The sequence below is a fragment of the Flavobacterium aquidurense genome (genome assembly GCF_001404985.1).
Taxonomy (GTDB): domain Bacteria; phylum Bacteroidota; class Bacteroidia; order Flavobacteriales; family Flavobacteriaceae; genus Flavobacterium; species Flavobacterium aquidurense_B.
In genome coordinates, this window is the sequence record NZ_JRLF01000015.1 from 328,045 (window position 1) to 340,118 (window position 12,074).

Annotated in this window: 7 protein-coding genes; 5 read left to right on the forward strand and 2 right to left on the reverse strand. The window is 33.9% G+C overall.

Annotated elements, in window-relative coordinates:
• Positions 1-83 precede the first annotated feature (83 nt).
• Together RC62_RS19900 and RC62_RS19905 are read left to right on the forward strand one after the other, a co-directional pair.
• On the forward strand, positions 84-2,075 hold the full coding sequence (locus RC62_RS19900; protein ID WP_055098072.1) for a DUF349 domain-containing protein: 1,992 nt from the start codon (positions 84-86) through the stop codon (positions 2,073-2,075).
• Between the two features lie 580 nt (positions 2,076-2,655).
• Positions 2,656-3,072: an OsmC family protein gene (locus tag RC62_RS19905; protein ID WP_055098073.1), complete on the forward strand. Its 417-nt coding sequence runs from the start codon at positions 2,656-2,658 to the stop codon at positions 3,070-3,072.
• 81 nt (positions 3,073-3,153) lie between these two features.
• On the opposite strand, the gene RC62_RS19910 is transcribed toward RC62_RS19905, so the two are convergent.
• Both RC62_RS19910 and gyrA read right to left on the reverse strand, forming a co-directional pair.
• Entirely contained in the window at positions 3,154-4,422 is a 1,269-nt protein-coding gene (locus RC62_RS19910; protein WP_055098074.1) for a tetratricopeptide repeat protein, read from the reverse strand.
• Between the two features lie 47 nt (positions 4,423-4,469).
• On the reverse strand, positions 4,470-7,112 hold the full coding sequence (gene gyrA / locus RC62_RS19915; protein WP_055098075.1) for a DNA gyrase subunit A: 2,643 nt from the start codon (positions 7,110-7,112) through the stop codon (positions 4,470-4,472).
• A gap of 258 nt (positions 7,113-7,370) precedes the next feature.
• Here gyrA and RC62_RS19920 point away from each other — a divergent pair, with 258 nt between their 5' ends.
• From RC62_RS19920 to RC62_RS19930, 3 genes are all read left to right on the forward strand, one after another.
• Positions 7,371-9,917 (forward strand): ATP-dependent Clp protease ATP-binding subunit, encoded by a 2,547-nt coding sequence (locus RC62_RS19920; RefSeq protein ID WP_055098076.1) that lies wholly within the window; start codon positions 7,371-7,373, stop codon positions 9,915-9,917.
• Positions 9,918-10,058: 141 nt separating this feature from the next.
• On the forward strand, positions 10,059-11,432 hold the full coding sequence (gene rimK, locus RC62_RS19925) for a 30S ribosomal protein S6--L-glutamate ligase (protein WP_055098077.1): 1,374 nt from the start codon (positions 10,059-10,061) through the stop codon (positions 11,430-11,432).
• 92 nt (positions 11,433-11,524) lie between these two features.
• Positions 11,525-12,049 (forward strand): DUF421 domain-containing protein, encoded by a 525-nt coding sequence (locus RC62_RS19930; protein ID WP_055098078.1) that lies wholly within the window; start codon positions 11,525-11,527, stop codon positions 12,047-12,049.
• Positions 12,050-12,074: the final 25 nt, after the last annotated feature.

Here is a 12,074-nt window from a genome sequence, read left to right on the forward strand (position 1 = left end):
TATAAACAAACGAATTATTTTGTATTTAGAAACACCTTTACTATCTTTCGCTCTGTTTAAAATAAAAACCTTATACATTTAAAATGTTAGAAGAAAAGAATGATAACCTGCAGGAAGCAGACGGAAAACTAGAAATCGAAATTAACGATTCTGTACAAGAGAATGCAATTGAAAAATTGGAGCCTGAAACAGTTACCGAAAATCCAGTTTCTGAAACTGAAAATGAAGCAGAAAACACAGACGAAACGACTGAATCCAATCATCAGACTGCATTAGACGCGATAACAAACTCGAATGCCGAAGAAAGTGAAGATGAAACACTAAAAGAGCGTCATGATATTCCTATGCAGGATTATGATACTTTTTCTTTGGATGCACTTGTTGATGAGCTTAAAAAACTGATCAATACAGATAAAGTAATGTCTGTAAAAGATCATATTGAAGAAATTAAAAAGTCATTTTTATTACAATACAATCACCTTCTAGAGGAGAAAAAAGAAGAATTTAATGCTTCTAAACAGGATCCGAATGAAGAATTTGAATATCACTCTCCGTTAAAAAATAAATTTGACGAATATTACAATGTTTTTAGAGAAAAAAGAAATGCTCATTTCAAGCATTTACAAACCAATTTAAAAACAAATTTAGAAAACAGACTTGCGATAGTTGAAGAGCTTAAAGAACTTATTAATCCACAGGAAAACATCAAGGACACTCTTAAACATTTTAATGATTTAAGAGAAAGATGGAAAAATGCCGGAGCAATCCCTAAAGACAAGTACAATCACGTTTGGAATAACTATCATTTTCACGTAGAGAATTTTTATGATTACCTGCACTTAGACCGTGAAGCAAGAGATTTAGATTTTAAATATAATTTAGATCAAAAACAAAAAATAATTGCTCGTGTCGAGGAATTAGTGAATGAAACTGATATCAGCAAATCTTTTAGAGAATTACAAGATTTACACCGAATCTGGAAAGAAGATATTGGACCTGTTTCTAAAGAACACCGTGACGTAATCTGGAATAAATTCAGTGAACTGACTAAAAAAATCCATGATAAAAGAGAAGTTTTGTTTGAAAGCCAAAGAGCAAACGAACAAAAAAATCTTGAAGTTAAAAAAGAAATCATTGCCAAAATTGAGGTTTTAGGAACTGAAAAAGTAAATTCTCACTCTCAATGGTTAGTACAGATTCAGAAAGTAGAAGCACTTAGAAATGAGTTTTTTGCTGCCGGGAAAGTACCTTCTGAAGTTAATGAGGAAACCTGGGCTGCGTTTAAAACTGCCGTTAGAAACTTTAATTCTTTTAAAAATTCATTTTACAAAGACATTAAGAAAGACCAAAACGACAATTTAAATAAAAAAATGGCTCTTGTTGCAAAAGCAAAAGAATTACAAGAAAGTACTGATTTTAGTGCAACTACTCCAATAATGAAGCAAATTCAGGAAGAGTGGAAACAGATTGGTCACGTTCCTAAGAAATATTCAGACAAAATCTGGAAAGAATTCAAAGATGCCTGTAATCATTATTTTGACAAATTAAAAGAGCACAAATCAGAAGAAAACGTTGACGAAGTAGCTGCTTTTGATAATAAAAAAGCATATTTAGATATCTTAAGAGCATATCAGCTTATAGGTGACCACAAAACTGACCTGGATGCCATAAAAGCTCATATCGAAATCTGGAAAGGTTATGGAAAAGTACCTTTTTCAAGACGTCACATCGAAGGGAAATTCAATAAAATATTAGATGCTCTTTTTGAAAAATTAAGTTTGAGTAAGAAAGAAACTGAAATGATGCGTTTCTCTAATAGAATCGATTCTTTATCTGACAGTAATGATACTCGTAAATTAGACAACGAAAAGATTTTCTTAATGCGCAAAATTGAGGAAGTTCAAAATGAAATTTTCCAATTAGAGAACAATATTCAGTTTTTTACAAATACAAAAAATGCAAAAAAAGAAAACTCAATCGTTCTTGAAGTTCGCAAGAACATCGCTATTCACAAAGAAAGCCTTGAACTTTGGAAAGACAAATTAAAACAATTACGCAACCTGGGTCAGGAATAGACTTTAGTTTATATAATAATTTATTAAGGAGTAATGATGTTTTCATTGCTCCTTTTTTTGGTTATTGATGGAGCGAATTTTACCGCAAAGAGCGTAAAGTTTTTTTTTATCTGCTCGGTTTTATAAAAACACAAAGCTTACAAAGCTTAGTCTTAATATTGTTTACAGTCAATTGTTGACATACAATCTTGTCATTCCAAGAAACTTCACAATCAGAATCGCCAATCTTTGTAGAGCCACTAACGGAGATCCTTCGTTCCTCGGGATGACAAGATTGTCGATTATAATTGTAACGAAACACAAAGCTTTGTGATCTCTGTGGTTTTAACCATAATACAAAATAAAAAACCTTAGCATACTTAGTGGCAAAGAACTACTTTCAATAGGAACAGGCTTCGACTTCGTTCAGCCTGACAAACCTGAAACTTGAAACAAAAGAAACTTTAAACCTAAACCTTAACATTTCCAATTTAAATTCATAAAACATTTCTTTAAAATATTCATTATATTTGATAACCACATCAACTTTTGATGATCTAAAATGAACAAATTCAATTATTAATCTTAATAACGACGAAAAATGAAATTTACAAGAAAAGCAAATGCCAACTGGAAAGGAACTGGTATGGAAGGAACCGGAAAAATCAGTACTCAGAGTACCACATTAGATAATGCACAATTATCGTTTAAAACAAGGTTTGCTGACGGTGTTGGAACTAATCCTGAAGAATTGGTTGCTGCAGCACATTCTGGCTGTTTTACCATGCAATTAAGCTTTTTACTTAACGAAGGTGGTTTTACTGCAGATGATTTAAATACAGAAGCTACAGTAACTTTTGAAGATGGAACAATAACTTTAATACATTTGGACTTAAAAGGTAAAGTTCCTAATATTTCAGCTGAAGAGTTTGAAAAAACAGCGGCAAAAGCAAAAGAAATCTGTCCGATTTCTAAACTTCTAAATACAACAATTACACTTTCTGTGACTTTATTATAAGCTGTTTAAGAAAATTGTAAGCATAAAAAAACCATTCACAAAGGTGAATGGTTTTTTATTTTTATCTAATGTTGTTTAGAATTACATTGTAGCTTTCAAAGCTTTTGCTTCAGCTGTCATTTCTAATGCTTTATAAACCCCTAATAATGTTTTAGAAACGTCTTCATTTTTAGGATCTAATTCATTTGCCTTTTTAAGGTAAGGAATAACTCCTTTAAAAACATTTTCTCTTTGTGCTTTCAACACATCGTAACGTTTCATATCTTTTGCAGAAGTACCCAATTTATTCATCTCATCAATAATTGGTTTTTCAGCTTCTAATTTTAAAGCTGCCAGGTTAAGATAAGCATTTGCATAGTTTGGATTGATCTCGATTGCTTTCAAATAATATTTTTCAGCATCTGCATTATTCTTTGAATTTGCACTAATAACACCTAAATTAAATACTAAATCAGCATTGTTTGGTTCTTTTTGCAAAGCCTCACCAACTAATTTTTTGTAAGTTTCAAAATCTTTAGACTCCAAATACAAGTTAGCTTCGGTAAGAATCAAAGAAGTGTCATCCGGATTTGCTTTTCTTGCATCAGCGATTGCTTTTTTAGCATCTTCGCTACGTCCTTTTTGAACTAAAATCAAGGCTAAGTTTTTATAAATCTCACCTCTTTTAGAAGGAATAGCTTCAGTTTTAGGTTTTTCGTGAGTTCCTAATTTTACAGCTAAATCTCTATCTTTAGCACTATTAAAACCATCTTCGTTACCTGAAATTTTATTTACAGCAGTATAACTAGTTCCTTTTCCTGAATAGTTTAATTTTTTTAATTCTTCATACATTGGCAATGCAAGATCAAAATCCTGTGCATTTACTGCTGTTGAAGCTGCGTAATATAAATTGATTGTATCATTTTTATCTAACAAATATGCATCATACAATTTTTTTGCTCCTTCAGCATGTTTACTTACCTGAGAATCTGCAATAGCTGAATTAATCAATTTTCCTTTAATATCAGTAATTGAAGTTGCAGCCTGAGTTGAATATTTCACTTTTCCAGATGCTTTTTCAACCTCGATTAGTTTTTTATAGCTTTCAGCGGCAAGAGACAAGTTTTTACTTTCTTCTACTTTTTTATTTGCTAATTCTAAATAAGCATTTCCTTTTACAAAATAGTATTGTGCCTGCTCAACATCTTTGGCATTTACTACCAGGTTTTCAGCATCTTTCAAGATCGCAATCGCTCCTTGTGCGTCTCCTCCTTTTAATGCTTTTTCAGCACTTTTTATCTGATCTTTTTGAGCAAAAGTAGCTACTGAAATCAATAATGCTGACGCAAGTATTACATATTTACTTTTCATAGTATTCAATTTGTGGTTTTTAATTTTAATTTTCGTAATTGTTATTTTTATTCTTCAGATTCTTCTTCGTCAGAATCATCTTCCTCTTCTATCTCTTCTTCAGAATCATCATCTTCATCATCTTCTACTATACCATCATCTTCAAGAACTTCTAAATCCGGTTTTACTCTTTCGATAGCAGACTCAATAACATTTCCGTCTTCGTCAACAACAACTTCTGCAACATCGTCTTTCATTACTTTTGTTACAGCAGCAATAGAGTCTTTACCTTTTAAGTTAATCAATCGAACACCTTGTGTTGCACGACCCATTACACGTAAATCCTCAATAGCCATTCTGATTGTTAATCCGGATTTGTTAATGATCATTAAATCATCAGCATCAGTTACATTACTAATAGAAATTAATTTTCCGGTTTTCTCCGTGATATTAAGTGTTTTAACACCTTTACCTCCACGGTTTGTAATTCTGTAAACATCCTCTCCATCGTCATCAACTAATTTAGTACGTTTACCGTATCCGTTTTCAGTTACAACCAAAATCTGTGTGTCGTTTACGTTCTCTTTATCAACCGTAACCATACCAATTACTTCATCAGTATCGTCTTTTAAGGTAATTCCGCGAACTCCTGAAGCTGTTCTTCCCATCGGACGCGTTTTAGTTTCCTCAAAACGAACCAATTTACCAGACTTAACAGCCAGGATAATTTGACTTTCTCCGTTAGTTAATTTTGCTTCTAGTAATTCATCACCTTCTTTAATAGTAATTGCAGCAACACCATTTACTCTTGGTTTAGAATATTTCTCTAAAGAAGTTTTCTTAACCTGACCTTGTTTCGTTACCATTACAAGATTATGACTATTGATATAATCTTTATCTTTTAAGTCCTGAGTACAAATGAAAGCTTTTACTTTATCATCACTTTCAATGTTTACTAAATTCTGAATTGCTCTACCTTTTGCAGTTTTACTTCCTTCAGGAATTTCGTAAACACGCATCCAGAAACATTTTCCTTTTTGCGTAAAGAACATCATATATTGGTGATTGGTCGCAACGAACATATGCTCAAGGAAATCCTGATCTCTTGTTCCTGCACTTTTTTGTCCAACTCCTCCTCTATTTTGAGTTTTGTATTCTGTTAAGTTTGTACGCTTAATATAGCCGGCGTGAGAAATTGTAATTACTACATTTTCATCCGCAATTAAATCTTCGATACTTACATCTCCACCAGAATATTCGATTTGAGAGCGACGCTCATCTCCGTATTTATCACGAATTTCTTCAAGTTCTTCTTTGATTAAGTTTGTTCTTAAATCTACATCTGCCAATAATGCTTTCAAATGTTCAATTAACTTCATCAATTCGTCATACTCAGCTCTTAACTTGTCTTGTTCCAGACCTGTTAACTGACGTAAACGCATCTCAACAATTGCACGAGCCTGAATGTCTGATAAATTAAATCTTTCGATTAATTTCTCACGTGCTTCTTCTGTATTTTTAGAACCTCTGATGATCGCAATTACTTCATCAATATTATCAGAAGCGATAATTAAACCTTCTAAAATATGCGCTCTTTCTTCTGCTTTACGCAATTCAAAACGAGTTCTTCTTACTACAACATCATGACGGTGCTCAATAAAATAGTGAATCATATCTTTTAGATTCAACATTTGTGGGCGACCTTTTACTAATGCAATATTGTTTACACTAAAAGAAGACTGTAATGATGTAAATTTATATAAGGTATTCAAAACTACGTTTGGCGTAGCGTCACGTTTCAGGATATAAACGATACGCATACCGTTTCTGTCAGACTCGTCACGAATATTCGCAATACCTTCAATTTTTTTATCGTTAACTAAGTCAGCCGTACGTTTGATCATTTCGGCTTTGTTCACCTGATACGGAATCTCCGTTACGATGATACATTCTCTTCCGTCAACTTCTTCAAAACCAACTTTAGCACGCATAACAATACGTCCTCTACCGGTTTTAAAAGCTTCACGAACTCCTTCATAACCATATATTACACCACCGGTTGGAAAATCCGGAGCTTTAATATGTGTCATTAATTCGTCAACTTCAATATCGTTATTATCAAGATACGCTAATGTACCATTGATAACTTCAGTTAAATTGTGTGGAGGCATATTTGTTGCCATACCAACTGCAATACCTGTTGCTCCGTTTACTAATAAAGTAGGAACTCTTGTAGGCATTACTTTTGGTTCATATAAAGTATCGTCAAAGTTCAATTGAAAATCAACTGTTTCTTTTTCGATATCTGCCATAATATCTTCAGATATCTTACGCATTCTGGCCTCAGTATAACGCATCGCTGCAGGACTGTCACCATCAACAGATCCAAAGTTACCCTGACCATCCACTAATAAATAACGCATACTCCATTCCTGAGCCATACGAACCATTGCATCATAAACAGAAGTATCTCCGTGTGGGTGATACTTACCCAGAACCTCTCCTACGATTCTTGCAGACTTTTTGTGGGCAGATCTTGAAGTTACACCTAAATCATACATTCCGTAAAGAACTCTTCGATGCACTGGTTTCAAGCCATCTCTAACATCCGGAAGCGCTCTCGATACAATTACTGACATCGAATAATCGATGTAAGCTGATTTCATTTCATCTTCAATGTTAATAGGAATTAACTTTTCTCCTTCAGACATAAGTTGTTATGTTTAAATAATTATATTAGTTTCAAAGCGTGCCAAGATACGTTTTTTTGGAATTTTTTCAGCTATTTACTTACACTTATTTCAATGATTTATTAACAACTTTATTTTAGGTTTTGGTTAATAAATTAAGCGTTTTTTAACGCTTTTATTGTTATTTTTTTTGTCTCTTAGCTGTCAGGAGTTCCTTAAGGGTATGGTTTTTGTTTTTCAAACACTAATTCACTAAATTTACAATACCAATTATATATTATGGATGATAATTTTTCACCAAGAGTAAAAGATGTTATTACCTACAGTAAAGAGGAAGCCTTACGTTTGGGCCACGACTTTATTGGTACTGAACATCTAATGCTAGGCATTTTAAGGGATGGAAACGGAAAAGCTATTCATATACTTAATAACCTAGCAGTCGATTTAGATCATTTACGCAGGAAAGTAGAAATACTGAGTCCGGCCAATCAGAGCGTTGAAGTAAATGCGGAAAAGAAAAATCTTCATCTTACGCGTCAGGCGGAAAGAGCACTGAAGACAACCTTCCTTGAAGCTAAAGTATTTCAGAGCTCGTCTATCAGCACGGCGCACTTGCTATTATGTATCTTACGAAACGAAAACGATCCAACAACCAAGCTGTTGAATAAGCTAAAAATAGATTATGACATAGCTAAAGAACAATATTTAAATATGACTCCCAACGAAGAAGAATTCTTAGAAAACTTGCCAAGAAACGAATCGTATAATGATGATTCAGGACAAGATGACAGTCTTAAAGAAAGTAGTTTTAATAATCCAGCCAATAAGTCAAACAAAAAATCCAAGACTCCGGTTTTAGATAATTTTGGGAGAGATTTAACAGAAATGGCCGAGGAAGGAAAACTAGATCCGGTTGTAGGACGCGAAAAAGAAATTGAACGTGTTTCTCAGATCCTAAGCCGTAGAAAAAAGAACAACCCGCTTCTTATTGGAGAGCCCGGAGTTGGTAAATCTGCTATTGCAGAAGGACTGGCACTGCGTATTATCCAAAAGAAAGTATCCCGTATTCTATTCAACAAACGTGTAGTAACACTTGACCTGGCCAGTTTAGTAGCCGGAACAAAATACCGCGGTCAGTTTGAAGAAAGAATGAAAGCCGTAATGAACGAACTTGAAAAAAATGATGATATCATTCTTTTTATAGATGAAATTCATACTATAGTAGGTGCTGGCGGAGCAACTGGCTCACTTGATGCTTCGAACATGTTCAAACCTGCTTTAGCAAGAGGAGAAATCCAATGTATAGGTGCTACTACTCTTGATGAGTACAGACAATATATTGAGAAAGACGGTGCTCTTGAAAGACGTTTCCAGAAAGTAATTGTTGAACCAACATCTGTTGAGGAAACTATTGCAATTTTGAACAATATTAAAGACAAATACGAAGATCATCACAATGTAACCTACACTCAGGAAGCTATTGAAGCTTGTGTTAAGTTAACAAACAGATATATGTCTGAGCGTTTCTTACCAGACAAAGCTATTGATGCTCTTGACGAGGCCGGATCTCGCGTACACATTACTAATATTGATGTTCCTAAACAAATTCTTGATTTAGAACGTCAGTTAGAAGAAGTTCGTGAAATGAAAAACATGGTAGTCAAAAAACAAAAATACGAAGAGGCTGCCAAACTTCGCGATGATGAAAAACGCATTGAAAAAGATTTAGCTGTTGCACAAGAACAATGGGAAGAAGACTCTAAAAACAACAGAATTGAAGTTACAGAAGACAATGTAGCCGATGTGGTTTCGATGATGACAGGAATTCCAGTGAACAGAATTGCGCAAACAGAAAGCAACAAATTAGCCAAATTACCTGAATTGATTCAGAATAAAGTAATTGGTCAAAATGAAGCCGTTTTAAAAATTGCACGTTCTATTCAACGTAACAGAGCCGGACTTAAAGATCCTAACAAACCAATTGGTTCGTTTATTTTCTTAGGTCAGACCGGAGTTGGTAAAACTCAATTAGCAAAAGTTTTAGCAAAAGAATTATTCGATTCTGAAGATGCATTAGTTCGTATCGACATGAGTGAATACATGGAAAAATTTGCGATTTCTCGTTTAGTTGGAGCGCCTCCGGGATATGTAGGTTACGAAGAAGGTGGTCAATTGACTGAAAAAGTTCGTAGAAAACCATATTGTGTGGTACTTTTAGATGAGATCGAAAAAGCGCATCCGGATGTATTCAATATGATGCTTCAGGTTCTTGATGATGGATATTTAACAGATAGTTTAGGTCGCAAAATTGACTTTAAAAACACTATCATTATCATGACTTCTAACGTTGGAGCACGTCAGTTAAAAGATTTTGGACAAGGTGTAGGATTCGGAACTGCTGCTAAAGTAGCTCAGGCTGATGAAAACTCTAAAAGTATTATCGAAAATGCCTTGAAAAAAACTTTTGCTCCTGAATTCTTAAACAGAATTGATGATGTAATCGTATTCAATGCATTAGAAAAAGGTGATATTGATTTGATTATCGAAATTGAGCTTGCTAAACTATATTCTCGCATTGCAGAATTAGGATACAAACTAAATCTTACTGATAAAGCAAAAGCATTTATTGCTGAAAAAGGTTTCGACAGACAATTTGGAGCAAGACCTCTAAAAAGAGCGATCCAGAAATATGTTGAAGATTTGCTGGCAGAAGAAATCATAACTTCAAAAATACATTCAGGTGATGAAATCTTAATGGATTTAAAAGATGATTCTCAGGAACTTTCGGTAGAAATACACAAAGCGGAGGAGCCGACAAATTTATAAATAATTTAAATTTTATAACAAATATAATTTACCCGTTACGTTTTCATAACATAACGGGTATTTTTTTTAGAAAAATTACTATCTTTAGTAAAAGCAAATAGCTATTTTTGGCTATTAAATTCTATAAATAAATAATAACGTATGCTTCAAAACAAAGTCATTTTAGGTAGCGAAGAATGGTGCTCATTTCCAGAACTAGGAATCCCAACAATAAAAGCTCGCGTGGATTCCGGTGCTAAAACTTCGGCAATGCACGCTATAAACATAGCTCCTTTTATAAAAAATGATGCCAATTGGGTGAAATTTGATATTAATCCAATTCAGAATAATATCAAGACCATCATTCATTGCGAAGCTCCGTTGGTTGACAAGAGAATTGTAAAAAGTTCAAGCGGTTTCAGAGAACATCGTTACGTAATTCAGACCAGCATAAAACTTGGCGATATAAAATGGCCAATAGAAATGACATTGACCAACAGAGATTCAATGGGTTTTCGTATGCTTTTAGGCCGTGAAGCCATGAGCGGGCGTGTATTGGTTGATCCGCAGGAAAAATATTTATTAGGACAACCTTCTACCGAAACATTAAAAGAATTATACCAAAATTCAGAAAAAGCGACTTCAGGTTTGCGAATTGGACTTTTAGCCAGTAATCCGGAATTATACAGCAATAAAAGAATTATGGAAGCGGGTGAAATGCGCGGTCATGAAATGCATTTTTTAAATATCAAAGAGTGCTACATGAAACTTGATGCCAAAACTCCTGAAATTCATTATCGTGGCGGAAAAATATTAAATCAGTTCGACGCTATTATTCCTAGAATTCGTCCAAGTATTACTTTTTACGGTTGTGCTTTAACGCGTCAGTTTGAAGCTTTGAAAGTTTTTGTTTTAAATTCGGCTACAGCCATTACACAATCACGAGATAAATTATATTCACTTCAATTGCTTTTGAATAGCGGAATTGATATCCCAACAACCGGTTTTGCGAATTCTCCTTTAGATACTGACAATTTAATTAAAATGGTTGGAGGTTCGCCTTTAATTGTAAAATTATTAGAAGGAACACAAGGAAAAGGAGTTGTTTTAGCCGAAACCAAGAAAGCTGCAGAAAGTGTTATCAACGCCTTTAAAAGCTTAAATGCAAATATACTTGTTCAGGAATTCATTAAAGAAGCAAACGGAAAAGACATTCGCTGTTTTGTAATCGACGGAAAAGTAGTTGCAGCGATTCAGCGTGAAGCAATGCCAGGAGAATTCAGGGCAAATATTCACCTTGGCGGAACTGCATCTGTAATAAAAGTAACTGCCGAAGAAAAAAAGATCGCTATAAAAGCCGCAAAAGCTATGGACTTAAAAGTAGCCGGAGTTGATATTATTCGTTCTTCAAAAGGGCCATTATTACTGGAAGTAAACTCTTCTCCGGGACTTGAAGGAATCGAAGGCGCAACAAATAAAGATATTGCAGGAGAAATGATTAGAGCGATAGAGAAAAATTTCAAAATAGTTCACTAGTTCATTCCAGCTTAATATCTTATACTTATTTTAGCAGCTTTGTCAAAGTTTTAAACTTTGACAAAGCTTTTTTTAATTCAAATTCTAATAAAATGATCGTATTTCCTTACTTAGATATTATTTTCAGAAGTGCTGCCGTTTATTTTTTCATGACAATTGCATTACGAATTTTTGGAAAAAAAGAACTTTCGCAATTAAATACTGCCGATATTATTTTGATTTTATTGATTAGCAACTCCGTCCAAAATGCAATGGTTGGCCCAGACACTAGCCTTTGGGGAGGCTTGGTTGCTGCATTGGTTTTGTTCGTTATCAACTTCATCATCAAAAAACTAACGCACAAGTACAAAATACTAAACGATTTACTTTTAGATAAACCGGAAATATTAATTCATGACGGAAAACTTGATTTTAATGCTTTAAGTAAATTAGACATTTCACACGACGAATTAAAAGAAGCGATGCGCGAACATGGTTTAGAACACTTTACAGATGTTAAACTTTGCATGCTTGAAATCGACGGAACTATTAGTGTAATCTCCGAAGATAAAAAACATCTTAAGCAAACCAACTACAAACGAAAACACAATCGCAAGAATTTACAAAAACAATTTTAAACAAAAATCAGGTAGTCAAACCTTC

Bases quoted from the DNA above. Each gene is read 5' to 3' on its own strand.
- rimK (WP_055098077.1), top strand. From the start codon at position 10,059: ATGCTTCAAAACAAAGTCATTTTAGGTAGCGAAGAATGGTGCTCATTT.
- RC62_RS19910 (WP_055098074.1), bottom strand. From the start codon at position 4,422: ATGAAAAGTAAATATGTAATACTTGCGTCAGCATTATTGATTTCAGTA.
- RC62_RS19920 (WP_055098076.1), top strand. From the start codon at position 7,371: ATGGATGATAATTTTTCACCAAGAGTAAAAGATGTTATTACCTACAGT.
- RC62_RS19905 (WP_055098073.1), top strand. From the start codon at position 2,656: ATGAAATTTACAAGAAAAGCAAATGCCAACTGGAAAGGAACTGGTATG.
- gyrA (WP_055098075.1), bottom strand. From the start codon at position 7,112: ATGTCTGAAGGAGAAAAGTTAATTCCTATTAACATTGAAGATGAAATG.
- RC62_RS19900 (WP_055098072.1), top strand. From the start codon at position 84: ATGTTAGAAGAAAAGAATGATAACCTGCAGGAAGCAGACGGAAAACTA.
- RC62_RS19930 (WP_055098078.1), top strand. From the start codon at position 11,525: ATGATCGTATTTCCTTACTTAGATATTATTTTCAGAAGTGCTGCCGTT.